Genomic DNA, 26,049 nt, shown 5'->3' on the forward strand with positions numbered 1-26,049 from the left:
CGAGAAATTCAGCGCGGGCGCTTCTTGAGTGCCCGCGTGCCGGACGGATCGACGCCGAGCCACTGCATCGCGACGAGCAGCGGCAGCGTCATCAGCAGGAACAGGATCGTGTACGCGCTGCCCACTTCGAGGCGCAGCGACGCATACGTATCGGCGAGCCCGACCGGCAGCGTCTTGGTGTCGGGCGTATGCAGCATCCACGTAAGGTTGAATTCGCCGATCGACAGCGTGAGCACCGCGAGCGCACCCGCGACGATGCCGGGGCGCAGGTTCGGCAGCACGATCGTGACGAAGCGCGTGACGAACGACGCACCGAGGCTCGCTGCGCCTTCCTCGAGCGTGCGCAGGTCGGCGCCGGCCGCGACGGCCGCGACTGCACGGACCATGAACGGCAGCGTGAACACGACGTGGCCGACGACGATGAACCACAGGCTCATCCGGAACGCGGTGAAGCCGCCGTACACGACCAGCAGCGCGAGCGCCGACGCGAGGCCAGGCAGCGCGACCGGCAGCACCAGCGCCTCCTCGATCGCGCGTGCGACGCGGCTCTTGCTGCGCGCGAGCGCATAGCCGGCCGGCACGCCGACGACGAGCACGATCGCGAGCGTCGCGAATGCGACGTAGAGCGACAGCGCGACCGAGCCGTGATACTGCTGCCACACCTGCTCGAGCCAGCGCAGCGTGAGGCCGCTCGACAGGCCGCGGAAATAGTTGACGGTGAGACCTGCGAGCACCGACATCACGACGGGCACGATCAGGAACGCGCACAGCAGCAGCGTGACGCCCCATTGCAGCGCGGCGATCGCGCGCGCGCCGGTGACGCGCGGCGCGCGGCGGGCGACGCCGTTCGCCTGCGCGGGAGCGGGGGCCGGCGACGGCGCGGAAGAGCCGGAAAGCGATTGCATGCGGGAATCCTCAGGCCGCGGCGGCGGCGGTGTGGCCGGTGAAGCGGCGCGCGAGCGCGAGCACGGCCCAGGTGACGATGCCGAGCACGATCGACAGGCCGGCCGCCGTCGCGATGTTCGCGTTCAGCGTGAACTCGGTATAGATCGTCATCGGCAGCACGTTCAGGTCGGTGGCGAGCGTGAACGCGGTGCCGAACGCGCCCATCGCGGTCGCGAAGCAGATCGCGCCGGCCGCGATCAGGCCCGGCGCGAGCGCGGGCAGCACGATGTCGACGAAGATGCGCCACGGCGACGCGCCGAGCGAGCGTGCGGCTTCCTCGAGCGACGCGTCGAGCTTCGACGCCGCCGCGATCACGGTAACGATCACGCGCGGAATCGAGAAGTACAGGTAGCCGACGAACAGCCCGGCGACCGAGTACGCGAATACCCACTTGTCGCCGGTGAGCTTCGCGGACAGCATGCCGATCAGCCCCTGCCGGCCGGCAAGCATGATCACCATGAAGCCGACGACGACGCCCGGGAACGCGAGCGGGAACGTGAGCAGCGCGAGCAGCACGCGCTTGCCCGCGAATTCGCGGCGTGCGAGCAGCAGGCCCGAGATCGTCGACAGCACGAGCGTCGCGAGCGTGACGCCCGCAGACAGCGCAACGGTCTCGCCGAGGCTCTTCATGTAGCGCGCATTGCCGAGCAGGGCCGCGTAGTGCGAGAAGAACGCGCCGTCGGCGGACACCTGCACGAGTGCCGCCATCGGCAGCAGCCAGAACGCGGCGAACACCGCGAGCGCCGGCGCGACGAGCGCGACGCGCCAGCGCAGCGGGAAAGTCAGGTCAAGCATCGATGATGTCCGGCCGCTTACTGCATGACCTGCAGGTATTGCTGGCCGAATGCCTGCTGACCGGCCGCCATCTTGCCGAAGTCGACCGGTTTCGCGCGGGCGTACTCGCTCGCCGGCAGGAACTTCGATGCGATGTCGGCGCCGAGCGCTTGTGCACGCACCGGGCGCAGGTACGCATTGGCCCACAGCTTCTGGCCTTCGTCGGACAACACGAAGTCGAGCACCTTCTTGCCGTTCGCGTCGTGCGGTGCGCCCTTCACGAGACTCATCACGTACGGCACCGCGATCGTGCCTTCCTTCGGAATCACGAACTCGACGTTCGCGCTGTCCTTGTACTTCGCGCGATACGCGTCGAAGTCGTAGTCGAGCAGGATCGGAATCTCGCCGGACAGCACGCGCGCATAGGCGGTCTGCTTCGGTACGATCGGCGCATTGGCCTTCAGCTTCCTGAACCAGTCGAGCGCCGGCTTGAAGTTGTCGAGGCTGCCGCCGAGCGCCTGGTTCACGGCGACCGCGCCCGCATAGCCGACGAACGCACTCGACGGATCGAGATAGCCGACCATGCCCTTGTATTCCGGCTTCAGCAGATCGGCCCATGAACGCGGCACCGGCTTGCCGTCGAGCGCGTCCTTGTTGACGAAGAAGCCGAGCGTGCCCGAGTGGATCGCGAACCAGTAGCCTTGCGGGTCCTTCAGGTTCGCGGGGATGTCGTTCCAGTGCGCCGGCTTGTACGGCGCGATCACGCCCTTGTCCTTCGCCTGGAACGCCGACGACACGCCGAGATAGACGACGTCGGCCACCGGGCTTTTCTGCTCGGCGATCAGCTGCGCGATCGACTGGCCCGAGTTCTTGTTGTCGAACGGCACGCGGATGCCGGTCTTCTGCTTGATCGCCGCGATCTGCGCGGCCCAGTCGGCCCATTCGGGCGGGCAGTTGTAGCAGATCGCCGTTTCGTCGGCGTGAGCGGCGGGTGCGCCGGCGATGAGCGCGGCAAGGGCTACGGGAGCGGCAAGCGCGCGCAGCAGCGAGGTCAGGCGAAAGGACACGGTAGGTCTCCGGGCGAGGGTGAGGCGCTGGGGTGGCGTGGCGGTGTGCGGGGTATGCGGTGCGCGCGTTCAGGCCTTGCGCAATTGCAGGTCGGTGGCCGGCGGCGCGATCGTCGCGCCGTCGCGCACCACGTGCGGCAGGATCAGTGACGTGCGTTCGATGGCGACGCCGCCGATACATTCGACGAGACGCTGCCACGCATGGCGGCCGATGTCGCGGTTCGGCGTCGCGACGCTCGCGAGCGGCGGTGCGAGCAACTCGCCGATCGCGATTCCGTCGAAACCGAGCACCGACAGGTCGTCCGGCACCGAGAAGCCTGCGCGGCGCAGCCCGCGCATCACGACCATCGCGAGCAGGTCGTTGCTGCAGAAGAGGGCGGTCGGACGCGTCGCGTGCGCGGTGAGATGCGCAAGCACGGCGTCGGGCAGCTCGGGCGCGTTGAAGTCGACTTCGACGGGCGGCAGCGCGGCAACGCCGCTTTCCTCGAGTGCCTGCGCATAGCCGAGATGGCGCTGGCGCGCGCGATCCGATGCCGCGAGCGAGCCGGCCAGCATCAGCACGCGGCGATGACCGTGCGCGGTCAGCAGCCGCACGCCGTCATACGCGGCGCGGCGGTTGTCGACCGACACCGACGGGCGGCGTTGCGTGTCGTTGTGCATCAGCACGTAGTGCGGGCCGTCGCGGTCGAGCATGTCGAGCAGCGGGTGCGTGTCCGCGTCGGCGACGGTGAGGATCAGCCCTTCGACGCGCTGCTCGCGCAGCGTCTCGATCGCATGACGCTCGCGCGCGGCATCGTATTCGGTCGTCATCAGGATCAGCTTGAAGCCGGCTGCGGTCGCGAGCTCGTCGATGCCCTGCAGGCAGTCGGCGAACACGGGGTTCGAGAGCGTCGGCAGGACGACGCCGACGAGCCGCGTGCGCTCGCCGCGCAGTTGCCGGCCGAGCGGACTCGGGCGGAACTGCAGCGTGTCGATCGCGGTGCGGATCGTCTGCAGCGTGGCGGGGCTGACGGTATGCGGTGCGTTGATCGCACGCGAAACGGTGGCGATCGAGAAGCCCGCGAGAGCAGCGACGTCCTTGATGGTCGAGGTCATGAAGTCATGCGATGTAAACGTTTTCGGCCGGGGAATTATCGAAAACGTTTGTGACTTCGCGATGACGCACGCGACGTTGTTTCGCGGAAAGTACGATACAAACGTCAGACGGTTGGCGCGCCGGGCAGGGTGGATTCATGTGAAGGATCGGCCGCGCGGCGCCGCCGTGGATTGTATCGGCGAACGCGGGCGCGGTGCGTGGTGTCCGTCGTCGGGTGCGAGGCGGCCGGGCGTGCACCCGCTTGCGGGCGGGATGCGCACGCCGCGTCTCGCCGCTGGTCCGCGGCGATCACGCGGCGGCGCCGCGGGGCGGGCTGGCGTTACAGCGCGACGAACAGCATGCCGTGCGGATCCTGAAGGGCTGACGGGTTGCCGACGCTCGTCGCGACGGGCGTCAGGTGGCCGGACTTCGGGTCCAGTTTCATCACCTGGCCTTGGCCGGCGCTGTAGGCGTCGCCTTGCGAGAACGGCGCATCGACGCGGTAGGTCGTGTTGCTGGCATCGGTGAACAGCATGAAGGTCTTGCCTTGCGGGCCCGGCGCCGGCACCCATCGCGTATCGTCGACCGGATAGACGGGGCCGTCCTTGTCGCTGAAAAGGGTGAGCGTCAGCACGCTGACGGTCTGGCTCGCGCCTGGATTGTGGATGAACACCAGCTTGCCGTCGGCCTGGCTGTCGAGCACGAGATCGCCGGCGGAGTCGATCGCTTCGGAATCGGGGTCCGTCAGGCTCAGTGTCACCTGCTGGTTGAAGGTGGGATTCGGCGATCCGCCAACGGACGGGGTCACGTCGGTGGCCTGTGCATTACCGGCGAGCACCGGTGCGACGTCGAACGTCGTGCCGTTCGCGTTCAGCGTGAGCTGTCCGACGGTCGGTGCGGCGGCGCCGGGCGTCGTCGGGTTCGACGCGCTCACGTAGACGTTCCCGTTGAGCAACTGCATGTCGTCGTAGCCGCCGCCGTGTGCGGTCGGATTGACGGTCGCCGTGTAGGTCTTCTGCGTGCCGGCCTTGAGGTCGACGATCGTCAGTTCGGGATTGCCGTCCTCATTGGCCATCGCCCATAGCGTGTTCGTATCGGCGCGGGCCATCAGGCCGTCGACGTGGCCCGGCACCGTGTACGTCTTGAGCACGTTGCCGCTCAGGTCGTATTGGACGATGTCGTTGGTCAGGCTGGGCACCGAGCCGTCCTTTACGTCACCTGCCTTCTGGTAGCCGATGAAGACCGTGTTGTTGAACTGGACGATCGAATCGGGCTTGTCCGTGGACGTCGGTGCTTTCGCGAACACGGACAACGTATAGCCGGACGCGGTGGCGGTGTTCGGCACGGCCGCGGTATTGGTCGGTGCGATGCCGGGGGTGGACGTTGTGTCGTCGCCGCCGCAGGCGGCAAGAAAGACCGATGCCGACATGGCGATTAACAGGGGCTTTCTTAACATTATGGTTTCCTAACTGAATTGATGCTGCAGGATGGATTGAATGTGCTTATTACCGTCTGTTACGGGCAACGCGGGTGAGGCTATGCCGCACATGTTTCTTTTCGGTGACAAATGTCGCGCACCCTCCGCGATTGCGCGAAAGGATTGCCGGCGCTAGCACGGCGAAGCTTAAGCCGGGATTAAGGGTGTCGTTCGAATCGTGCGGACCGGCGAATATTCAATGAAAATGGCGCGAGGGAATGAGCGAAATTCGTAAGTCGATATCAAGCAAAATCAAATATATTCGTGATGCGACTGAAATGGCGAGTGCCGAATGGCGGCATCGATTTGGCTGGCATCCAGCGAGCGTCATGCGATTGAGACTCGATGGCGGACGCAACGCGGCAGGAGGCACGGGCTGCCGGGACGGCGACGGTGAAGTCGGGTGTCGGCGATTGCGGGGTGACAGGGTCAAATGCGGAAGATCCGGCCGGGCAGTGGTAGAATCCGGTCCGCCCTCTTGCCGGGGTGATGAAATTGGTAAACATAGCGGACTTAAACGATTGAGTGCCCGACCGGAAACGATCGGTGCAGAACCCTTCAAATTCGGCGAAACCCCTGATGCGCGCATCGAGGCAACGCCGAGCCAAGCCTCGCGGCACCCGCGAGGAAGGTGTAGAGACTAGACGGGGGGCGCCTAAGGCGCACGGGCAGCAGGCACGCCCATGCGCGATGGCGAAGGCATAGTCCAGCGCACGAACGGTTCGCGCACGCGAAGCCGGCTTTGAAAGAAGCAGTGTGACGAAAATCCGCCGCCTTAATTGGCTTGCCGGTTCAAGTCCGGTCCCCGGCACCATCGAATGCGTCGATGAAGAACGGAAAAACCCGCGAGAAATGAAGTGCTCGCGGGTTTTTTGTTGGTGCGACACGTGAAGCCTTCATCGTCCGTGCCGCTTCGCTGCGGCGAAAACGGAGCCATGTGATACTGACACGCACGTCGCGCCGCAAGCGCTCGCCGCCACCGGCGAACGCAGCGCGCCGGCCGATTCCGCCATCGCTTGCGCCACACCACCCGTCATGACCGACTCGACCCACCACTATTACGAACCCTCGCAAGGCCACGGCCTGCCGCACGATCCGCTGAACGCGATCATCGGCCCGCGCCCGATCGGCTGGATTGCTTCCCGCGGCAGCGACGGCACGCTCAATCTCGCGCCGTACAGTTTCTTCAATGCGTTCAACTATCGTCCGCCGATCATCGGTTTTTCGAGTACCGGCGCGAAGGACAGCCTGCGCAACGTGCAGGAGACCGGCGAGTTCGTGTGGAACCTAGCGACGCGCGATCTCGCCGAGCGGATGAACCAGACCTGCGCCGCCGTGCCGTACGAGGTCAACGAATTCGAACTCGGTGGCCTGACCGCGGTGCCGTCGCGTGTCGTCAACGTGCCGCGCGTCGCGGAAAGCGGCGTGAACTTCGAATGCAAGGTGACCGACGTGATCCGGCTGCGCGATCATCATGGCGTCGAGACGCCGGCCACGCTGGTGCTGGGCGAGGTCGTCGCAGTCCATATCCGCCATGACCTGCTGAAGGACGGCATCTTCGATACGTTCGGCGCCGGCATCATTCTTCGTGCGGGCGGTCCGTCCGCCTACGTGCACGTGAAGCCCGACAGCCGCTTCGACATCTTCCGCCCCGACGCTTGACCGGTCGCGCGCCGGAGTAAGCCGGCAAGCCGGGCCACCGGGCCCGGCCGCGCCCGCCCCGAAAGACCCCGCCGAGATCGATGATTTCGCGGGGTCTTTTACGTCGTACCTTCGCATGGCCGCCGCGCGCAGAGCCGTGCGTGCGCCGATGCCCGATCGCCGCCGGCCCGGCGACCCTGCACCGCAGCAAACCCACGCTGCGCCGATGCCACCGGTCGCCCCGACGCGCCAAAGCGATTCCCCATGGCAAATCTGCTCACGACGAACGAGCGGCTTGGGCATCGACGCCTGCCGCCGCAAGGCATAGATTTCCAAGGTTGACGTGCCTATCCGCACGCCAGCTCGCGCGCAGGCCGGCAACCGGCCTGCGCGTTCCCAAACAGCGTGAGACACAATCGAGCGTGGAGACGACACGATGAGCCTGTCAGAGCCATTGCGTCTGCATGTGCCGGAGCCCACCGGGCGCCCGGGCTGCAAGACGGACTTTTCCTATCTGCATCTATCGCCGGCCGGCGCCGTTCGCCGCCCGCCGATCGACGTTGCCGCGGCGGACACCGCCGATCTCGCCCGCAGCCTCGTGCGCGTGCTCGACGACAGCGGCAAGGCCGTCGGCCCATGGGCCCCGGATCTCGACGATGCGCGGCTGATCGCCGGCCTGCGCGCGATGCTCAAGACCCGCATTTTCGACGCGCGCATGATGATCGCGCAGCGTCAGAAGAAAATCTCCTTCTACATGTTGAGCCTCGGCGAAGAGGCGATCGGCACCGCGCATGCGATGGCGCTGCGCGACGGCGACATGTGCTTCCCGACCTACCGGCAGCAGAGCATCCTGATCGCGCGCGACGTCCCGCTCGAACGGATGATCTGCCAGCTGATGTCGAACGAAGGCGATCCGCTGAAAGGCCGCCAGCTCCCCGTGATGTACTCGGACCGCGAAGCCGGCTTCTTCTCGATCTCCGGCAACCTCGCGACGCAGTTCATCCAGGCGGTCGGCTGGGCGATGGCGTCTGCGATCAAGGGCGACACGAAGATCGCGTCCGCGTGGATCGGTGACGGCGCGACGGCCGAATCCGACTTCCATACCGCACTCACGTTCGCGCACGTGTATCGCGCGCCGGTCGTGCTGAACGTCGTCAACAACCAGTGGGCGATCTCGACGTTCCAGGCGATCGCGGGCGGCGAGGGCACGACCTTCGCCGGCCGCGGCGTCGGCTGCGGGATCGCGTCGCTGCGCGTCGACGGCAACGACTTCCTCGCGATCTATGCGGCGTCGAGCTGGGCGGCCGAACGTGCGCGCCGCAATCTCGGCCCGACGCTGATCGAGTGGGTGACCTACCGAGCGGGCGCGCATTCGACGTCGGACGATCCGACCAAGTACCGGCCGAGCGACGACTGGTCCCATTTCCCGCTCGGCGATCCGGTCGAGCGCTTCAAGCGCCACCTGATCGTCAAGGGCATCTGGTCGGACAGCGCGCATGAAGCGCTGACGGCCGAGCTCGAGGCCGAGGTGATCGCCGCGCAGAAGGAGGCGGAAAAGTACGGGACGCTGGCCGACGACCGGATTCCGTCGCCGGCCTCGATGTTCGACGACGTGTACAAGGAGCTGCCCGCGCACCTGCGCCGTCAGCGCCAGGAACTGGGAGCGTGATCATGGCGCAACAAGAGACAGGCACGGCAACGCAGCCGATGACGATGATCCAGGCGCTGCGCTCGGCGATGGACGTGATGCTCGGGCGCGACAGCGACGTGGTGGTGTTCGGGCAGGACGTCGGCTATTTCGGCGGCGTGTTCCGTTGTACCGAAGGACTGCAGAACAAATACGGCAAGTCGCGCGTGTTCGATGCGCCGATCTCCGAAAGCGGGATCGTCGGCGCGGCGGTGGGGATGGGTGCATACGGGCTGCGCCCGGTGTGCGAGATCCAGTTCGCCGATTATTTCTACCCGGCGTCCGACCAGATCGTGTCGGAAGGCGCGCGGCTGCGCTATCGCTCGGCCGGCCAGTTCACCGCGCCGATGACGATCCGCATGCCCTGCGGCGGCGGGATCTACGGCGGGCAGACGCACAGCCAGAGCCCCGAAGCGATGTTCACGCAGGTGTGCGGGCTGCGCACGGTGATGCCGTCGAATCCGTATGACGCGAAGGGGCTGTTGATCGCATCGATCGAGAACGACGATCCGGTGATCTTCCTCGAACCGAAGCGGCTGTACAACGGGCCGTTCGACGGCCATCACGATCGGCCGGTCACGTCGTGGCTCAAGCATCCGGCAAGCGCGGTGCCCGAGGGCTACTACACGGTGCCGCTCGATACGGCCGCCGTGGTGCGGCCCGGCAACGACGTGACGGTGCTGACCTACGGCACGACGGTGCACGTGTCGCTCGCCGCGGCCGAGGAGACGGGCATCGATGCGGAGGTGATCGACCTGCGCACGCTGTGGCCGCTCGACCTCGACACGATCGTCGCGTCGGTGCGCAAGACCGGGCGCTGCGTCGTGGTGCACGAGGCGACGCGCACCTGCGGCTTCGGTGCGGAACTGGTGTCGCTGGTCCAGGAACATTGCTTCTACCACCTCGAAGCGCCGGTCGAGCGCACGACGGGCTGGGACACGCCGTACCCGCACGCGCAGGAGTGGGCGTACTTTCCGGGCCCGGCCCGGGTCGGTGAAGCGTTGCGACGCGTGATGGAGGCGTGAGATGGGGATTCATGTCATCAAGATGCCGGATATCGGCGAAGGGATTGCCGAGGTCGAGCTGGTGGCCTGGCACGTGGAAGTCGGGCAGACGATCAAGGAAGACCAGCCGCTCGCCGACGTGATGACCGACAAGGCGGCGGTCGAGATTCCGTCGCCGGTGACGGGCAAGGTGATCGAGCTCGGCGGCCGGATCGGCGAGATGATGGCGGTCGGCAGCGAGCTGATCCGCCTCGAGGTCGAAGGCGAAGGCAACCTTAAGGCCGGCGCACCGGTGCGGGAATCAAAGGTAGCAACCGCACCGGTCGCGGCAGCACCGTCGAAGGCGGTGGCCGACGCGCCGGCGGAATCGTCCGCCAAGCCGGCGGCGAAGCACGCACCTGCGGAGCCGCGTCGTGCGAAGCCTGCCGATCACGCGGAGAAAGCGGAACCGCCACGCGCGGCGCTCGCGCCGGGTGAACGGCCGCTCGCGTCGCCGGCCGTGCGCCAGCGCGCGTGGGACATGGGCATCGAGCTGCGCTATGTGCGCGGCACCGGCGAAGCGGGGCGGATCCTGCATGCGGATCTCGATGCATATGCGCGTACGGGCAGCGGGGCGAGCCATGCGTCGCAGGCGCGCGGCTACGACGAACGCAACGACGAAACCGACGTACCGGTGATCGGCCTGCGGCGCGCGATCGCGCGCAAGATGCAGGAAGCGAAGCGCCGCATTCCGCACTTCAGCTACGTCGAGGAAATCGACGTGACCGAGCTCGAATCGCTGCGCACCGAACTGAACCGCCGTTACGGCGATACGCGCGGCAAGCTCACGCCGCTGCCGCTGCTGATCCGCGCGATGGTGCTCGCGCTGCGCGACTTCCCGCAGATCAATGCGCGCTTCGACGACGAAGCCGGCGTGGTCACGCGCTACGGCGCGGTGCACATGGGCGTCGCGACGCAGACGGACGGCGGGCTGACGGTGCCGGTGCTGCGCCATGCCGAAGCGCGCGACGTGTGGTCGATCTCCGCCGAAATCGCGCGGCTCGCCGACGCCGTGCGCGCGAACCGTGCGCAGCGCGACGAGCTGAGCGGTTCGACGATCACGATTTCGAGCCTCGGCGCGCTCGGCGGCATCGTGTCGACGCCGGTCATCAATCATCCCGAGGTCGGCATCGTCGGCGTGAACCGGATCGTCGAGCGGCCGATGATCCGCGACGGCGCGGTCGTCGCGCGCAAGATGATGAACCTGTCGTCGTCGTTCGACCATCGCGTCGTCGACGGTGCGGATGCGGCCGAGTTCATCCAGGCCGTGCGCGCGGTGCTCGAACGCCCGGCGCTGCTGTTCGTGGAGTGAGCACGATGAAGAACGAACACACCACACTGCTCATCATCGGCGGCGGCCCGGGCGGCTATGTCGCCGCGATTCGCGCCGGCCAGCTCGGCATTCCGACCGTGCTCGTCGAGCGCGACCGGCTCGGCGGCACGTGCCTGAACATCGGCTGCATTCCGTCGAAGGCGCTGATTCATGTGGCCGACGCATTCGAACAGGCGTGCGGCCACGCGGGCGAAGGCGCGATCGGCATCCGCGTGCGCACGCCCGAGATCGACATCGCGAAAAGCGTCGCCTGGAAGGACGGCATCGTCGACCGGCTGACGCGCGGCGTCGGCGCGCTGCTCAAGAAGAACGGCGTGCGCGTGCTGCATGGCGACGCGCACGTGGTCGACGGCAAGACCGTCGACGTCGTCGCCGGCGGCCACGCGGCGCGAATCAGCTGCGAGCACCTGTTGCTCGCGACCGGTTCCGAGCCGGTCGCGCTGCCGTCGATGCCGTTCGGCGGACACGTCGTGTCGTCCACCGAGGCGCTGTCGCCCGCGACGTTGCCGAAGCGGCTGGTCGTCGTCGGGGCCGGGTATATCGGGCTCGAACTCGGGATCGTCTATCGCAAGCTCGGCGTCGACGTGAGCGTCGTCGAAGCGGCGGAGCGCGTACTGCCCGCGTACGACGCCGAACTCGCGCGGCCGGTTGCCGATTCGCTTGCGCGGCTGGGCGTGCGGCTGCTGCTCGGCCACAAGGTGCTCGGGCTCGCGGAACACGGCGCGGTGCGCGTACAGGCCGCCGACGGCGCGGAGCAGACGCTGCCGGCCGATCGCGTGCTGGTCGCGGTGGGCCGCCGGCCGCGCGTCGACGGCTTCGGGCTCGAATCGCTGCCGCTCGATCGCAATGGCCGCGCGCTGTGGATCGACGACGAATGCCGAACCTCGATGCGCAACGTCTGGGCGATCGGCGATGTCGCCGGCGAGCCGATGCTTGCGCATCGTGCGATGGCGCAGGGCGAGATGGTGGCCGCGCTGATCGCCGGCAAGCGCCGCAAGTTCGTGCCCGCGTCGATCCCGGCCGTGTGCTTCACCGATCCGGAGATCGTCACGGCCGGCTGGTCGCCGGACGACGCGCGGGCGGCCGATGTCGATTGCGTGCACGCGTCGTTCCCGTTCGCGGCGAACGGGCGCGCGATGACGCTGCAGGCGACCGACGGCTTCGTGCGCGTGGTCGCGCGGCGTGACAACCACCTGATCGTCGGCTGGCAGGCGGTCGGGCGCGGCGTGTCGGAGCTGGCCGCGGCGTTCTCGCAGTCGCTGGAGATGGGCGCGCGGCTGGAGGACATCGGTGGCACGATCCATGCGCATCCGACGCTCGGCGAAGCGCTGCAGGAAGCCGCGCTGCGCGCGCTTGGGCACGCATTGCACGTCTGACGCGTCTCGCGCGTGACACGAAGCCGCCGATGCGCAGCGTGCGCATCGGCGGCTTTTCGTTTGCCGTGCCGGCTCGACCGGTTGCAGGACGACGGCGCATGCGTCAGGGACATGTCGGGCGCGGTGCGCAAGATCCGCGCGCGCAGGCGCTGATCGCGCAAGGGCGGTTGTCGATCGAGGAAATCGCGCGGAACCCGGGATTCGGCGGCATGTCGTCGTTCTCGCAGGCGTACAGGCGCCGGACAGGTGTCGCGCGAGCGTGTCGAGACAGGCGGCGGCCGGTTCGTGGCGTGCACCCCGGCGAAGCAGGCGCATCCTGTAATTTTTCGAGATGTTGGGAGGTTGTCGTCGCCGAGTCGGCCGGCGATCATGCAGGAAGCCGGAAAGCGGGTCGTTCCTTGCCCGGACGCCGGCTCCACATGGAAAAACCGGACATGAAATTGCTGCTCGTCGGCGCGACCGGACTCGTCGGGCGCCACGTCCTCGAAGTCGCGCTCGCCGATGCGCGGGTCGACCAGGTGATCGTTCTCGCGCGCCGGCCGCTGTCGCCGCATCCGAAGATGCGCGCGCTCGAGGTCGATTTCGATCATCTGCCCGACACGGCCGACTGGTGGCACGCCGATGCGGTGATCTGCACGCTCGGCACCACGATGCGGGCTGCCGGCTCGCAGGCGGCATTCCGGCGCGTCGACCACGACTATCCGCTCGCGGTCGCGCGGCTGGCGCACCGCTACGGCACACCGGCTTACGTGCTGAATTCCGCACTCGGTGCGGATCCGGCGTCTCGCATCTTCTACAACCGCGTGAAGGGCGAGGTCGAGCAGGCGCTCGCCGGTGTCGGGTTCGCGTCACTCACTTACGTGCGGCCCGGCCTGATCGGCGGCAGCCGCGACGAATTCAGGTTCGGCGAGCGGCTGCTCGTGTCCGTGTTGAACGTGGCCCGACCCGTGCTGCCGGCGAAGTGGCGCGTGAATCCCGCGTCGCGGATCGCCCGCGCGATGCTCGACGCGGCAATCGACGCGCGGCCGGGCGTGCAGGTCATCGCGTCGGACCGGCTCGTCTGACGCAACATGGGCGGCGCGCGCCGGTCACTGACCGGCGAAACCGTCGCGCTCGCCGAACTGTTCGGCGAGCGCCGCCGTGAACGCCTAACCACGCGCGTGACGGCACGCGTCGGGTAACGCGCGGCGCATCATCGGTTCGTAAAACTGTTTCGTCATACCCAGCGATAGCGTGCTCGCGGCGCCTGTACTGTCCTACGATGGAAACATTGCTTCCAACGCCCGCAGAGCCGTGTGCACCCATTACCGCGCCCCCGACGAAGACCCGGGCATCAGCGAACTGAAGATCGGCATCGGCGATCTGTACCGTCGCGACCCCTGGGCACCCGACGTGTATCCCGACTACGCGGCACCGATCGCGCGCGCCGCCGGCGACGGCCTCGAAGTCGTCGCGGCCGTGTTCGGATTCTGGCCTAAATTCATGCAGCCCGAGCGGCTCGACGAGAACGGCCGTAAAAAGAAGAAGCTCGACACGGTGAACGCACGCGCGGAAACGGTCGGCTCGTCGCGGCTCTACGGCAACGCGTGGCGCAACGGCCAGCGCTGCCTGATCCCGGTGCGCTGGATCTGCGAGCCGTGCTACGAGACCGGCCGCAACGTGTGGCACCGGATCGGCATCGACGGCTGGCAGCCGTATTGCGTCGCCGGTATCTGGCGCCGCTACGAAGACAGCGACGGGCGCGTATGCATCGGCATGACGATGCTCACGGTGAATGCCGACGGTCATCCGCTGTTCGCGCGAATGCATCGGCCCGGCGACGAGAAGCGCGGCGTCGTGATCCTGCGCAGCGACGACTACGACGAATGGCTGCATACGCGCGACATCGAAGCCGCACGGCGCATGCTGAACCCGTTTCCCGCCGACGACATGACGGCCGAGCCTGACCGGGCGCCGCCGGCCGGTACCTGACCTTTCATTTTTCCAACGCCTGGCTTGCGGCGAAGTTGCCCGACCGTGCGCCGATTATTCGAACAAATTCGAAAATCGGTCGATACCGGGTAATCACGGATACCTCGCAAGTTGTATATACAAGATCATCCGCTGGCAATGTCGGCACACGTCGTGCCGCTTGCGCGCCAGCGTGCAGACCGTGCGTGCGTGGCGCATGCCGGCGATCCACGGCGCCCCGCACCGAAAGAGCCGAAAGGGCGGCTCGCAGCTTCCTGCCACGTTCAAACCATTTGTGATCCTGAGTATTTTGGAGATTTCCCCGTGTCAACGAATCCCAGTGGAAAAGCCGGCGGCCTGATCGAAGTCCGTTCGATCGACTTCATTCCCGACGCCGAGCGCCACGGCGGCTTGCTGAGCCAGTTCACGCTGTGGCTGTCGGCGAACATGCAGATCACGGCGATCGTCACGGGCGCACTCGCGGTCGTGCTCGGCGGCGACGTGTTCTGGTCGCTGGTCGCGCTGCTGCTCGGCCAGTTCATCGGCGGCGCCGTGATGGCGCTGCACGGCGCGCAGGGGCCGCAACTCGGGCTGCCGCAGATGATCTCGAGCCGCGTGCAGTTCGGCGTGTATGGCGCGATGATCCCGATCGTGCTCGTGTGCCTGATGTACATCGGCTTTTCCGCAAGCGGCTCGGTGCTGGCCGGGCAGGCCGTCGCGCAGCTGCTGAACGTCGACGACGCGGCCGGCATCCTGCTGTTCGCGGCCGTGATCGTCGTGCTGACGGTGTTCGGCTATCGCGCGATCCACGCCGTCGGCCGGATCGCGAGCGTGGTCGGCATCGCCGCGTTCGTCTACATGTTCTCGCAGCTGTTCGCGAACCACGACATCGGCGCGCTGCTCGCGAACAAGCATTTCTCGCTCGCCAGCTTCCTGCTGTCGATGTCGCTGTCCGCGTCGTGGCAGATCGCGTTCGGCCCGTACGTCGCCGACTATTCGCGCTACCTGCCGCGCTCGACGTCGTCGGTCGCGACGTTCGTCGCGGTCGGGCTCGGCTCGGTGATCGGCGCGCAGGCGGCGATGGTGTTCGGCGTGTTCGCGGCGGCACTGGCCGGCAGCCAGTTCGCGCACCATGAAGTGTCGTATATCGTCGGCCTCGGCTCGACGGGCGCCGTTGCCGCGCTGCTGTACTTCAGCATCGCATTCGGCAAGGTGACGGTGACGGCATTGAACGCATACGGCAGCTTCATGTCGATGGCGACGATCGTCAGCGGCTTTCGCGGCAAGGGTGCGGTGTCGTCGAAGAGCCGGCTCGTGTACATCTTCGGGATGATCTGCGTATCCACGCTCATCGCGCTCGCGGGCCGCCATTCGTTCCTGAAGGAATTCACCGCGTTCATCCTGTTCCTGCTTGCGTTCTTCACGCCATGGAGCGCGATCAACCTGGTCGACTACTACTGCTTCACGCGTTCGCGCTACGACGTGCCGGCGCTGTCCGATCCGGACGGACGCTATGGCCGCTGGAACATGATGGCCATCACGATCTACGTGGTCGGCATCCTCGTGCAACTGCCGTTCATGTCGACGCACATCTACACGGGACCGCTCGTCGATGCGCTCGGCGGCACCGACATCTCGTGGATTCTCGGCCTGGTCGTGCCGGCGGTGCTGTACTACATCGGCGCGCGTGCGTCGCGCCGCAGCATTCCCGAACGCCTGATCCTGCCGCTCGAACGCGGCGAAGTTCACCACTGACGACACGTCACGCGCATCGGGCCGGCCGCCTGCGGGCCTGACCGTTGCGCGAGCCGGGCGCTGCCTGCGCCCGGCGCTTCCCCCACGTTTCCTTTCCCGCGATGCCGGTGCGGCACGACTGCCGTGCCCGGTGTCGTTTCATTCTCTGACCATTGAATAGTATGACTAAACAAAAGACAGCCCGCGGAAGCGATTTCCGGGCGCGGACGGCGCACGCCGGTCTTCGCATGACGTTCGCAGTGGCGTGCATCGCAGGACCGGGCGCCGCGTTCGCGCAGGACGGCGTCACGCTGTACGGCGTGATCGACGAATTCGCGCAATACGTGAATACGGGCAACGGCTACACGGCGGCGATCAATTCGGGCGGCCAGTGGGGCAGCCGGTTCGGGCTGAAGGGCGGCGAGGATCTCGGCGGCGGGCAGAAGATCGAGTTTGCGCTGGAGAACGGCTTCAACCCGAACGACGGTTCGCTCGCGAGTTCCGGGAGATTGTTCAACCGGCAGGCGTGGGTCGGTATCGCGGGGCAGTGGGGCAAGGTGCGCGCGGGCCGCCAGAATTCGCCACTGTTCAACGACCAGGGCGGCCAGGATGCGTTCGGCGGCGTCACGCAGGCGTCCGGCATGGACAACCTGACCGTGTTCGCGTTCCGCACCAGCAACACGCTGTCGTACCAGAGCCCGGAGATCGCGGGCTTCCAGGGCGGGCTGTACTTCGGGTTCGGCGATGCGGGCGGCGTGCGCTCGGCAGGCTCGAGCCAGCAGTTCGACCTGACTTACGAACACGGGCCGTTCGGCGCGTTCGTCGCGGGCCAGTGGCTGAAGAACGCGACGGCGACAACCACCGACCGCACGATCATGGCCGGCGCGTCGTACGCGATCGGCAAGGCCACCGTGTACGGCGGCTTCTCCGCGGTGAAGTGGGCCGATCTCGGCATCGACTCGCGCGTGTACGGGCTGTCGGTCAAATACCAGTTCAATCCGGCGAACTACGTGGCGCTCGGCTACGCGTATCTGCACGACCAGTCGTCGCAAGGCAACCATGCGGACCAGCTCGGGCTGATGTACGAGTACGACCTGTCGAAGCGCACGAGCTTCTACGGTGCGCTGTCCTACCTGCGCAACCGCAACCAGGCCGGCTATACGCTCGCCGGTGCGGCGAACCCCGGTCTGCCGCTCGCGTACCCGGGGGCGAATGCACGCGGCGTGCAGCTCGGCATCGTGCATCGGTTCTGATGCAGCCGGCGCGCCGGGCCGCGTGCGCCCGGCGCTTGCCGCGGGCGCATTCGCGCCGTTATTTCCCCAGCCGCTCGGCGAGCGAATGGCGCTGCATGCAGCGCTCCATTGCGTCGAGAAACGCGTGCTCGGCCGCGTTCATCTTGCGATCGCGATGCCACAGCAGGAACACGTCGACATCGACGAGCCCGTCGTCGGGCGGCAGCCGCCACAGCCGCTGCTGCGCGATGTCGTCGCGCACGATGTGCTCGGGCAGGCAGCCGATCCCGTAGCCGGCGAAGATCAGCCGCCGCACTTCCTCGAGGCTCGGCGACGACGCGACGATGCGGCCCGTGAAGCCCTTCTGGTCGCGAAATACGGTGAGCGGCGACAGGCTGTCGCCGATCTGGTCGCTCGTGAACGACACGAAATTCTCGGCGAGCAGATCGTCCATCCGCAGTTGCGTCTGCCCGAAGAGCTTGTGATGGCGGCCACAGTAGATCGCATAGCGCTGGCGCAGGAAGCAGCGCATCTCCAGCTTGTCGTGCGGCGTGCGGCACAGGCCGAGCCCCGCCGTGGCCGTCTTCTGCAGCAGCGAAGACAGGATGTCCGACGAGCGCATCACCTCGATCTGCAGGTCGATGCGCGGATACGCGCGATGGAAGTCCGCGAGGAATTCGTCATAGACGGGCGACTCGATGCGGCTCACCGTCAGCAGCCGGATCGAACCGGTCAGGTCGGCGGTGCTGTCGTCGATTTCGGTTTCGAGGCGCGAGATGCCGCCGTAGATGTCGCTCGCGATCCGGTAGACGGCTTCGCCGGCCGGCGTCGGCGCGAAGTGCGTGCCGCGCCGCTCGATCAGCTTGCGCTCGAGCGTGTCCTCGAGCCGCCGCAATGCCTGGCTCACGGCCGGCTGCGTCACATGCAGGCGCGCGGCCGCGCGGCTCACGCTGCGCTCCTGGATGATCACCAGATACGTGCGCAGCAGGTTCCAGTCGAGTCGGTCGTTCAGGAACGGGGCGAGGTCGGGGCGCATCGGGTCTCCGGGCGGGGCATCGTCAACGACATTAGTTGAATTTATACAGCGAATAATAACTTGAAATTTGACTAATGATTTGCGGTCGCCGATAAAGGAGGGGTGCCGCAGCGTGCGGCGCAATGCCGCGACAGACGGCCGTCACACGACATTGCGCGCCGCCTGCCGCGGCGCGCGTCAGGAGCCCGCATGACCCAGTCCCTTCCTTCCGCCCGCCAGCCGGGGCGCGCCGCGACGGCCGCGTTCATCGGCACGATGATCGAGTGGTACGACTTCTACATCTACGCGACCGCCGCCGCGCTCGTATTCGGCGAACTCTATTTCCCGTCGCATGACCGCTTCGTCAGCACGATGGCGTCGTTCGCGACGTTCGCGGTTGGCTTCTTCGCGCGGCCGCTCGGCGGCGTGATCTTCGGCCATCTCGGAGACCGCATCGGCCGCAAGAAGGCGCTGATGACGACGCTGATGATGATGGGCGTCGCGACCGTCTGCGTCGGGCTGCTGCCCGATTATTCGAAGGTCGGCATGCTCGCGCCGGTGCTGCTCGTCGCATTGCGCGTCGTGCAGGGGATCGCGGTCGGCGGCGAATGGGGCGGCGCGGTGCTGATGGCGGGCGAGCATGCGCCGCAGGGGCGCCGCACGTTCTTCGCGTCGTTCGCGCAGCTCGGCAGCCCGGCCGGGCTGATCCTGTCGCTGATCGCGTTTCGCGCGGTCACGTCGATGGACAAGGCCGACTTCCTCGCATGGGGCTGGCGCCTGCCGTTCCTCGCGAGTTCGGTGCTGCTCGTGGTCGGCATCCTGATCCGGCTCGGCGTGAACGAATCGCCGGAATTCGCGCGCGTGAAGGAAACCAACCGCACGGTGAAGCTGCCGGTCGCGGAAGTGTTCCGCTCCGCGTCGGGGCTCGTGGCGCTCTGCATCGGCGCGAACACGATCGGCATCGCGGGCGTCTATTTCACGAACACGTTCATGATCGCGTACACGACGCAGTACGTCGGCGTCTCGCGCTCGCTGATCCTCGACAGCCTGTTCGCGGTCGCGATCATCCAGTTCATCGCGCAACCGATCGCCGCGTGGATCGCCGAGCGCATCGGCGGCGCACGCTTCCTGAAGCTCGCGGCGCTGCTCGCGATGCTGTCGCCGTATCCGATGTTCATGCTCGTGCAGGGCGGCACGTCCGCGTCGCTGATCGCGGGCATCGCGCTCGCGGTGGTCTGCATGGCCGGCTTCTATTCGGTGATCGCGGGTTTCGTGAGCGACGTGTTTCCCGCGCACGTGCGCTATTCGGCGATCTCGCTCTCCTACCAGATCTGCGGCGCGATCGCGGGCGGCCTGACGCCGCTCGTCGGCACGTGGCTCGCGCATCGCTTCGCGGGCCAGTGGTGGCCGCTCGCGGTGTTCTACACGTGTCTCGCCGGCATCTCGCTGCTGTGCATCGTCGCGCTCGACGCCCGCCGCGCGGCGCGGCCGGCCGCCGCCGAAGCGCTCGGCTCGCAGTGAACCTCAACGAACGAATTCATCCGGAGTGCAAATGAAAGACCTGCTGGAAATCGACGGCGCCCGTTTGTGGCACAGCCTGGCGGACATGGCGCGCGTCGGCGCGACGCCGCGCGGCGGCGTGCGGCGCCTCGCGCTCACCGACGACGATCGTCGCGGGCGCGACCTGTTTGCGCAGTGGTGCCGCGACGCGGGGATGACGGTGAGCGTCGACGCCGTCGGCAACCTGTTCGCGCGGCGCGACGGCACCGATGCGCAGGCAGCTCCCGTGCTGATCGGCAGCCATCTCGACACGCAGCCCGAAGGCGGCCGCTTCGATGGCGTCTATGGCGTGCTCGCCGCGCTCGAACTCGTGCGCACACTGAACGACGCAGGCATCGCGACCAGCAAGCCGCTGGAAATCGTGTCCTGGACCAACGAGGAGGGCGCGCGCTTCGCGCCGGCCATGCTCGGCTCGGCCGTCTTCACGGGCGCGTTGCCGCTCGACGAAGCGCTCGCGAAGCAGGACGCCGACGGCATCACGCTCGGCGCGGCGCTGGACGCCTGCGGCTATCGCGGCACCCGTGCGACAGGCGGCGCGGTCGATGCGTATTTCGAAGCGCATATCGAACAGGGCCCCGTGCTCGAGGCGAACGGCACGACGATCGGCGTCGTCACGGGCGGGCAGGCGATCCGCTGGCTCGACGTGACGGTGACGGGCGTGGCCGCGCATGCGGGCACGACGCCGATGCCGTATCGCAAGGACGCGTATTTCGCAAGCGCGCAGATGGCGCTCGAACTCGAACGGATCGTCGCCGGTCATGCACCGCGCGGCCTCGCGACGATCGGTCAGGTCGGCATTCGCAATGCGTCGCGCAACACCATTGCCGGCGACGTGACGTTCACGGTCGACCTCCGCCATCACGACGATGCGCAGGTCGATGCAATGGAGCGCGATTTGCGCGACGCGTGCACGCGTGTCGCCGCCGCGCGCGGCGTGCAGGTCGCGATTGAAACCTGCTGGCGCAGCCCGGCGACGCCGTTCGATCGCGACTGCGTCGAACAGGTCGCGCAGGCGGCCGCCGCGTTCGGCTATACGAACGAGCGGATCGTCAGCGGCGCCGGGCACGACGCGATCCTGCTTGCGCGTTGCGTGCCGACCGCGATGGTGTTCATCCCGTGCGTCGACGGCCTGTCGCACAACGAAGCCGAGGATGCGCTGCCGGATGACGTGACGCGCGGCACGAACGTGCTGCTTCATGCGGTGCTCGCGCGTGCGGGTGTTGCATCGGGCGTTGCGGTTGCGGCCGCCACGCAGGACGCATGACGCGGCGAACCGGCAAGCCGGTATATCGAAACACCGACGAGGGCGAACGATGAAAACCTATTTCCATCCCGAACAGCTGCTGCACCATCCGCGCAGCTACCTGTCGCGCGGCCAGATGCGTGAGCCGCAGGAAGTGCCCGAGCGCGCGGCGCGGCTCGTCGCCGCCGTCCGGTCGCTCGACTTCGACGTGCGCGAGCCGGCCGACCGCGGCACCGCGCCGATCGCGGCCGTGCACGACATGAACTACCTGCGCTTCCTGGAGGAAGCGCATCGCGACTGGAAGCAGATGCCAGACGACTGGGGCGACGAAGTGATGTCGAACGTGTTCGTGCGCGACCCGAACCCGCTGCGCGGCGTGCTCGCGAAAGCCGCGCGCTACCTCGCCGACGGCAGTTGCCCGGTCGGTGCGAACACGTGGCGCGCTGCGTACTGGTCCGCGCAGGGCGCGCTGGCGGCCGCGGCCGACGTCAACGACGGCGCACGCGAGGCCTACGCGCTGTGCCGGCCGCCCGGCCATCACGCACGCCGCGACGCGGCCGGCGGCTTCTGCTACCTGAACAATGCGGCGATCGCCGCGCAGTCGCTGCTCGGCCGCCATCGCCGGGTCGCGATCCTCGACACCGACATGCATCACGGGCAGGGCGTGCAGGAGATCTTCTACGGCCGCGACGACGTGCTTTACGTGTCGATCCACGGCGACCCGACCAACTTCTACCCGGTCGTCGCGGGCTATGAGGAAGAGACGGGCACCGGGGCCGGCGACGGTTTCAACCTCAACCTGCCGATGCCGCACGGCGCGCCGGAGTCGGCGTTCTTCGCGCGCCTCGACGACGCGCTGCGCGCGCTGGCGCGGTTCCAGCCCGATGCGCTCGTGCTCGCGCTCGGCTTCGATATCTACAAGGACGATCCGCAATCGCAGGTGGCCGTCACGACCGACGGCTTCGGGCGGCTCGGCGGCGCGATCGGCGCACTCGGGCTGCCGACGGTGATCGTGCAGGAAGGCGGCTATCACCTCGACAGCCTCGATGCGAATGCGCGTGCGTTTTTCGGCGGGTTCGCCGCCGCGCGCTGACCGGCGCGGCGGGGCACGGCCACGTGCGTGCGGGTTCAGGTTTTCCGCCCGCCCGCCGATAATTCGCGCATATGCTGAATGGATGCACGAAGGAGAGCCGCACGATGACAGCCGACCCAATCAGACGCGGTGCGATCTCGATCGCGATCGCGCTGGCCGCGCCCGGCGTAGGGTCCGTCGCGAACGCGACGGAGCCCTCGATTCCGCTGCGCGTCAGTCTCACCATTCCGGAAACCTGCACGATCGGCACCGGCGCGCCGCAGGGCGCTGCCGATGCCGGCATCCCGAGTGTCAGTTGCGCGCACGGCACGCCGTTCATGCTCAGCCACGCGCCGCTGCCCGATGGGCGATCGGTGCCGCGCGGCGTGGGCGCGGGCGCGCCGTCCGCATGGACCGTCATGTTTTGAGCGGGCGGCGCGGCGCGTGCGCTCGTGCCCGCTGGTACTGCTGAACGCTAGAAGCTGATCGTCGCGGTGATCGTGTCGCTGTAGTTGCCGGGCGCGGGCGTGGTTTGCGCCGGCACCGCGCCGTACACGGTCACGACCTGCGACGTGCCCGTGCCGACACCCGTGACCGTCGAACTGCCGCCCGTGCCGTCGCCCCACGCGATCGAGCGCGCGGCGTCCGTGTAAAGCCCGTAGCCGATCGCGCCGCCGCCGCCGCTGCGCTGCATCTGGCGCGCCGTCACGCTGCCGCTGCTGCCGCCGTTCAGCGCGATCTGCCATGCGTCGCCGTTGGTGCACTGCGCGGTGATCGAACCGCTCGCCGTGAGCGAGCCCGACAGCAGGCTCGCGGTGCCGAAGCTCACATTGGTCGCGCTGATGTTGCAGTTGTTGACGACGTTCGCCGTCGCGCTGAACGGGAAGGTGCCGTTCGATGTCGTCAGCGTCGCGCAGGTCGGCGCACCGAGCAGGTAGAACCCGGTGTTGATCGATGTCGTGTTGCCGCCGAACGTCTGCGAGTAGGTTGTGGTGCTGTTGCCGGTCGTCGGAACGGTCGGCTGGTTCCCGGTGATCTGTCCGTACACGGTGACCGTCGCGGACGCGCTCGTGCCGAGCGCGGGCTTGACCAGCGTGACGGACGCCGGTGTCGTGCCGGAATACACCGAGCCCCACGCGACCGAATGCCCGCCATCCAGATAGAGGTCGTATTGCATCGCGTTGCTGCCGTTGACGAGGCTGCGCGGGCTCGTGCCCCCGAGGTTCAGGCACACGAGCACGTTCGGCGTCAGCGAGACGGCCGACCACGTGCAGGTGATGCTGACCGTGCCGGTCGCGGCGACCGGCGCGTTCGAGATCGGGCTGACCGAGCCGAAGCTCACGTTCGATGCGGTCGCCGTGCAGCTTTCGGCCTGTGCGTGACGGGGCGAGCCGCACCACGCGATGAAGGCGACGAGGACCAGCAGCGCGATCTTCACGGTGTCGTCCGGCAAGTGACGGGCCCGATGGTCGGCAGCGTGCCGTTGCCGGGCGCGGTGAACGCGAATGCCGCGACACAGTGCTGCGTGCCGTAGTCGATCGCGAGGTGGTTGTCGTCCTTCAATCCGTCGATGAACGTGAGCCCGTCGTAGCCGACGATCGTATCCGCGCCGCTTTCGGCGTGATGCACGCGCGCTCCGGCCGGCAGCGCGCGGCCGGTATCGTCATGCAGGATCACCGATGCCGCGCGATAGCGTGACACGCCGAAATGCGTGAATACGCCCGATTGCGCCTGCGGCACGACCGTCATCGACGTGCGGGCGATCCGCGCATCGGCGGGCAGCTTCATCGCATCGATCGCGATCCGGTTGTTCTGGTACGCATTCAGGTCGGGCACAAGCAGGTGCCCGGCACGATCGGTCGTGCCGATCACGCGGTTTTCGTGCAGCACCGGGATGCCCGCGACGCCGTCGGTCGACACGAGCGCGAAGCCGTCGGTGATGCGGCGCGACAACAGGAGGCTGCCGTCCATGAACACGAGCGCGCCGCTGACGTCGAGCGACGCGCCGGTCCGGCGGTCGATGTTCTGCGTGGCCGCGATGACTTCGCCCGCATGACCGAGATAGCGGACTTGCGCCTGCCGGTACGGCACCGCGCCCGTGCCGCCGGCCTGTACGCCCCAGCCCCAGCCGCCGTCGTAGTCGGGCGGGCGGCTCGCGTCGACGGTGTAGTTCGACTGGCCGCGCTGGCGCCCGACGGTCGTGTTGATCGACGTGTTGCGACCGAGCCCGACGTTCAGCGACATGAACGCGCCGCTCGCGCCCTGCTGCGCGAAATCGCGGTACGCGCTCACGGTCAGCGACGCGAGATCGCCGAGGCCCAGCGTGTACGACACGGTGCCGATCCGCGCGCTCGGGCCTTGCGGCATCCGGAAGCCGATGTAGCTGAGCGACAGTGTCTGGCGGTGGATGAAGGGCAGCGCGAGCGTCGCCTGGTCGGTTGCCGCCGGCACGGTTGCGCCGTCGCGCGAGGCGAGATCGCCGTAGCGGCCGAACGCGCGGATCGTCTGCGCGTTGATCGAGAAGCGCGGTTCGATCAACTGGTAGCCGGCGCTCACCTGCGTGCCGGAAAAGCGCCCGGCGCTGCCCGCGACCGCACCGCTCAAGACGCCCGCGTAGCCGAGGCGCAGCAGCGCGCCGACGCCCGCGTTGATCACGCCGCCGGTTGCTTCCGCATGCCCTTCGACGGTCAGCGCGTTGCTGATCCCGCGCCGCAGCGAGCCGCTGACGGCCGGCCGCGCGTCGTAGTCGAACGACTGCAGCCCGTAGTTGCGCCGCAGGAAGCCGGCCTCGAACGAATAGCTCGACAGCCCGGCGGACAGCATCCGCGTATCGACGTAGAGCGGCACGGACGTCGCGACGGTGCGCCCGAGCGCGTCGCGCGTGATGACGGTCGCCTGGCCGGCGCCCGTGATGCCCGGCACGTCGTGAATGATGAACGGGCCGCTCGGCACGTTGCCGGTGTACTGGCGCACGTTGTTGATGTACAGGTCGACGGCCGACGGCACGGCCGCGGAGCCGGCGAGCGACGGGATCGGGAACGTCACGAGATCGGGGCGCAGTGCGAAATTGCTGCGCCACTGGAAGCCGCCGAGGCGCACCGAGCGCGTCCACGCGAGCGACCCTGAGATCGTGTCGCCGATCTGTGTCGTGCTCGGCCGCGCCGGGTCCGAGCGGCTCCACGACGTATCGAAGCGCGTGTAGCGCCGGCGGCCGTCATAGAAGGTCGCGACGCCCGTGGTGTCGAACACGCCGCCCGGATCGAAGTAGCGCACGTCGGCGTAGAGCGAGTACTGCCGGTCGCCGAGCGTCTGCGCGTACGCCTCGTAGTTGATCGCGAGCCCGCGCGACGCGCTGGCCGCCTGCGTGGGCGGCAATGCGCGGCTGTCGATCGCGTAGGGGCGGCGCAGCGTATCGGGCATCTGCAGTTCGACGCTCTGGCGTGCCGCGTCGTAGCGGTAGCGCAGGCCGGGAATCGTATCGAGGTCGACCGTCGCCGCATCGGCGATGCCGAGCCGGTCGGTCGCGACGCCGATCGTGTGCAGGTCTGCGCCGCTCGCCGACAGGTGGCCGTCGCGTTCGCGGAAGTGCGCGAGCAGCGTCGTGTTCTCACCGTTGACGCTGACTTCGAGGATCACGTCGTGTGTGCTGTCGGTCATCACGAGCGCCGAGGGTTCGTCCGCATGCGCGCAGCCGAACGCGAACAGGCCGCCGGCCACGACGGCCGCGACCGCGGTGCGCGGGGAGCGTCGCGGCGCACCGCGTCCATCGACCGGGACCGAGCCGGTGTGTGGCGAAGGGGGAGGGGCCGGGCGGCGCACCGGCGG

General features: G+C 67.8%; 21 protein-coding genes. 13 read left to right on the forward strand and 8 right to left on the reverse strand.

The window, feature by feature from the left end; translation table 11 throughout:
* Positions 1-8: 8 nt before the first annotated feature.
* The 5 genes from FFS49_RS13015 to FFS49_RS13035 all read right to left on the reverse strand — a co-directional run bounded on the left by FFS49_RS13015 (position 9) and on the right by FFS49_RS13035 (position 5,290).
* Positions 9-905: an ABC transporter permease subunit gene (locus FFS49_RS13015; RefSeq protein ID WP_011351507.1), complete on the reverse strand. Its 897-nt coding sequence runs from the start codon at positions 903-905 to the stop codon at positions 9-11.
* A 10-nt stretch (positions 906-915) separates the two neighbouring features.
* Positions 916-1,740 (reverse strand): ABC transporter permease, encoded by an 825-nt coding sequence (locus FFS49_RS13020; RefSeq protein ID WP_039352321.1) that lies wholly within the window; start codon positions 1,738-1,740, stop codon positions 916-918.
* 17 nt (positions 1,741-1,757) lie between these two features.
* The gene (locus FFS49_RS13025; RefSeq protein WP_039352324.1) at positions 1,758-2,786 is read right to left on the reverse strand and encodes an ABC transporter substrate-binding protein; all 1,029 of its coding nucleotides are present in this window, start codon (positions 2,784-2,786) and stop codon (positions 1,758-1,760) included.
* Positions 2,787-2,855: 69 nt separating this feature from the next.
* The gene (locus FFS49_RS13030; RefSeq protein ID WP_039352327.1) at positions 2,856-3,881 is read right to left on the reverse strand and encodes a substrate-binding domain-containing protein; all 1,026 of its coding nucleotides are present in this window, start codon (positions 3,879-3,881) and stop codon (positions 2,856-2,858) included.
* 320 nt (positions 3,882-4,201) lie between these two features.
* Positions 4,202-5,290, reverse strand: coding sequence for a hypothetical protein (locus FFS49_RS13035; RefSeq protein ID WP_223274459.1), 1,089 nt, complete (start codon positions 5,288-5,290; stop codon positions 4,202-4,204).
* Between the two features lie 1,083 nt (positions 5,291-6,373).
* Between FFS49_RS13035 and FFS49_RS13050 the strand changes: the two genes are divergently transcribed.
* The 9 genes from FFS49_RS13050 to FFS49_RS13095 all read left to right on the forward strand — a co-directional run bounded on the left by FFS49_RS13050 (position 6,374) and on the right by FFS49_RS13095 (position 17,355).
* Entirely contained in the window at positions 6,374-7,000 is a 627-nt protein-coding gene (locus tag FFS49_RS13050; RefSeq protein WP_039352336.1) for a flavin reductase family protein, read from the forward strand.
* Between the two features lie 415 nt (positions 7,001-7,415).
* On the forward strand, positions 7,416-8,648 hold the full coding sequence (locus FFS49_RS13055; protein ID WP_039352338.1) for a 3-methyl-2-oxobutanoate dehydrogenase (2-methylpropanoyl-transferring) subunit alpha: 1,233 nt from the start codon (positions 7,416-7,418) through the stop codon (positions 8,646-8,648).
* A gap of 2 nt (positions 8,649-8,650) precedes the next feature.
* Entirely contained in the window at positions 8,651-9,691 is a 1,041-nt protein-coding gene (locus FFS49_RS13060) for an alpha-ketoacid dehydrogenase subunit beta (protein WP_039352341.1), read from the forward strand.
* A gap of 1 nt (position 9,692) precedes the next feature.
* The gene (locus FFS49_RS13065) at positions 9,693-11,021 is read left to right on the forward strand and encodes a dihydrolipoamide acetyltransferase family protein (RefSeq protein ID WP_105815714.1); all 1,329 of its coding nucleotides are present in this window, start codon (positions 9,693-9,695) and stop codon (positions 11,019-11,021) included.
* A 5-nt stretch (positions 11,022-11,026) separates the two neighbouring features.
* Positions 11,027-12,418: a dihydrolipoyl dehydrogenase gene (lpdA, locus tag FFS49_RS13070; protein WP_105815761.1), complete on the forward strand. Its 1,392-nt coding sequence runs from the start codon at positions 11,027-11,029 to the stop codon at positions 12,416-12,418.
* Positions 12,419-12,852: 434 nt separating this feature from the next.
* Positions 12,853-13,482: an NAD-dependent epimerase/dehydratase family protein gene (locus tag FFS49_RS13075; protein WP_105815715.1), complete on the forward strand. Its 630-nt coding sequence runs from the start codon at positions 12,853-12,855 to the stop codon at positions 13,480-13,482.
* Positions 13,483-13,711: 229 nt separating this feature from the next.
* Positions 13,712-14,389, forward strand: a complete 678-nt coding sequence (locus tag FFS49_RS13080; protein WP_105815716.1) for an SOS response-associated peptidase family protein — start codon at positions 13,712-13,714, stop codon at positions 14,387-14,389.
* A 303-nt stretch (positions 14,390-14,692) separates the two neighbouring features.
* Positions 14,693-16,123, forward strand: coding sequence for a cytosine permease (locus tag FFS49_RS13090; RefSeq protein WP_039352359.1), 1,431 nt, complete (start codon positions 14,693-14,695; stop codon positions 16,121-16,123).
* Positions 16,124-16,284: 161 nt separating this feature from the next.
* Positions 16,285-17,355: a porin gene (locus FFS49_RS13095; RefSeq protein ID WP_105815718.1), complete on the forward strand. Its 1,071-nt coding sequence runs from the start codon at positions 16,285-16,287 to the stop codon at positions 17,353-17,355.
* A gap of 58 nt (positions 17,356-17,413) precedes the next feature.
* Here the strand turns inward: FFS49_RS13095 and FFS49_RS13100 are convergent, their stop codons facing one another.
* A complete protein-coding gene (locus FFS49_RS13100; protein ID WP_105815719.1) occupies positions 17,414-18,370 on the reverse strand; it encodes a LysR family transcriptional regulator in 957 nt (318 codons plus the stop codon).
* Between the two features lie 189 nt (positions 18,371-18,559).
* Here FFS49_RS13100 and FFS49_RS13105 point away from each other — a divergent pair, with 189 nt between their 5' ends.
* The 4 genes from FFS49_RS13105 to FFS49_RS13120 all read left to right on the forward strand — a co-directional run bounded on the left by FFS49_RS13105 (position 18,560) and on the right by FFS49_RS13120 (position 22,652).
* Positions 18,560-19,870, forward strand: a complete 1,311-nt coding sequence (locus FFS49_RS13105) for an MFS transporter (RefSeq protein ID WP_105815720.1) — start codon at positions 18,560-18,562, stop codon at positions 19,868-19,870.
* Positions 19,871-19,901: 31 nt separating this feature from the next.
* On the forward strand, positions 19,902-21,173 hold the full coding sequence (locus tag FFS49_RS13110) for a Zn-dependent hydrolase (protein ID WP_105815721.1): 1,272 nt from the start codon (positions 19,902-19,904) through the stop codon (positions 21,171-21,173).
* A gap of 49 nt (positions 21,174-21,222) precedes the next feature.
* On the forward strand, positions 21,223-22,245 hold the full coding sequence (locus tag FFS49_RS13115; protein WP_105815722.1) for a histone deacetylase family protein: 1,023 nt from the start codon (positions 21,223-21,225) through the stop codon (positions 22,243-22,245).
* A 104-nt stretch (positions 22,246-22,349) separates the two neighbouring features.
* Complete coding sequence (locus tag FFS49_RS13120) at positions 22,350-22,652, forward strand: hypothetical protein (protein ID WP_137910114.1); 303 nt, start codon at positions 22,350-22,352, stop codon at positions 22,650-22,652.
* Positions 22,653-22,699: 47 nt separating this feature from the next.
* On the opposite strand, the gene FFS49_RS13125 is transcribed toward FFS49_RS13120, so the two are convergent.
* Positions 22,700-23,677: a spore coat U domain-containing protein gene (locus tag FFS49_RS13125; protein WP_224755957.1), complete on the reverse strand. Its 978-nt coding sequence runs from the start codon at positions 23,675-23,677 to the stop codon at positions 22,700-22,702.
* Positions 23,659-26,043 carry a fimbria/pilus outer membrane usher protein gene (locus FFS49_RS13130; RefSeq protein ID WP_105815724.1) on the reverse strand — a complete coding sequence of 795 codons (2,385 nt, stop codon included), beginning with the start codon at positions 26,041-26,043 and terminating at the stop codon, positions 23,659-23,661. Before FFS49_RS13130 ends, FFS49_RS13125 begins: the two co-directional genes overlap by 19 nt.
* Between the last annotated feature and the right edge of the window lie 6 nt (positions 26,044-26,049).

This window comes from Burkholderia sp. 4NA327C6 (assembly GCF_005502655.1).
Taxonomy (GTDB): Bacteria; Pseudomonadota; Gammaproteobacteria; order Burkholderiales; family Burkholderiaceae; genus Burkholderia; species Burkholderia contaminans.

Excerpts from the sequence above, each read along its gene's own strand:
- FFS49_RS13110 (WP_105815721.1), top strand. The coding sequence starts at position 19,902 with ATGAAAGACCTGCTGGAAATCGACGGCGCCCGTTTGTGGCACAGCCTG.
- FFS49_RS13060 (WP_039352341.1), top strand. The coding sequence starts at position 8,651 with ATGGCGCAACAAGAGACAGGCACGGCAACGCAGCCGATGACGATGATC.
- FFS49_RS13075 (WP_105815715.1), top strand. The coding sequence starts at position 12,853 with ATGAAATTGCTGCTCGTCGGCGCGACCGGACTCGTCGGGCGCCACGTC.
- FFS49_RS13105 (WP_105815720.1), top strand. The coding sequence starts at position 18,560 with ATGACCCAGTCCCTTCCTTCCGCCCGCCAGCCGGGGCGCGCCGCGACG.
- FFS49_RS13115 (WP_105815722.1), top strand. The coding sequence starts at position 21,223 with ATGAAAACCTATTTCCATCCCGAACAGCTGCTGCACCATCCGCGCAGC.
- FFS49_RS13020 (WP_039352321.1), bottom strand. The coding sequence starts at position 1,740 with ATGCTTGACCTGACTTTCCCGCTGCGCTGGCGCGTCGCGCTCGTCGCG.
- FFS49_RS13015 (WP_011351507.1), bottom strand. The coding sequence starts at position 905 with ATGCAATCGCTTTCCGGCTCTTCCGCGCCGTCGCCGGCCCCCGCTCCC.
- FFS49_RS13065 (WP_105815714.1), top strand. The coding sequence starts at position 9,693 with ATGGGGATTCATGTCATCAAGATGCCGGATATCGGCGAAGGGATTGCC.
- FFS49_RS13035 (WP_223274459.1), bottom strand. The coding sequence starts at position 5,290 with ATGTCGGCATCGGTCTTTCTTGCCGCCTGCGGCGGCGACGACACAACG.
- FFS49_RS13095 (WP_105815718.1), top strand. The coding sequence starts at position 16,285 with ATGACTAAACAAAAGACAGCCCGCGGAAGCGATTTCCGGGCGCGGACG.
- FFS49_RS13050 (WP_039352336.1), top strand. The coding sequence starts at position 6,374 with ATGACCGACTCGACCCACCACTATTACGAACCCTCGCAAGGCCACGGC.
- lpdA (WP_105815761.1), top strand. The coding sequence starts at position 11,027 with ATGAAGAACGAACACACCACACTGCTCATCATCGGCGGCGGCCCGGGC.
- FFS49_RS13120 (WP_137910114.1), top strand. The coding sequence starts at position 22,350 with ATGACAGCCGACCCAATCAGACGCGGTGCGATCTCGATCGCGATCGCG.
- FFS49_RS13055 (WP_039352338.1), top strand. The coding sequence starts at position 7,416 with ATGAGCCTGTCAGAGCCATTGCGTCTGCATGTGCCGGAGCCCACCGGG.
- FFS49_RS13030 (WP_039352327.1), bottom strand. The coding sequence starts at position 3,881 with ATGACCTCGACCATCAAGGACGTCGCTGCTCTCGCGGGCTTCTCGATC.
- FFS49_RS13100 (WP_105815719.1), bottom strand. The coding sequence starts at position 18,370 with ATGCGCCCCGACCTCGCCCCGTTCCTGAACGACCGACTCGACTGGAAC.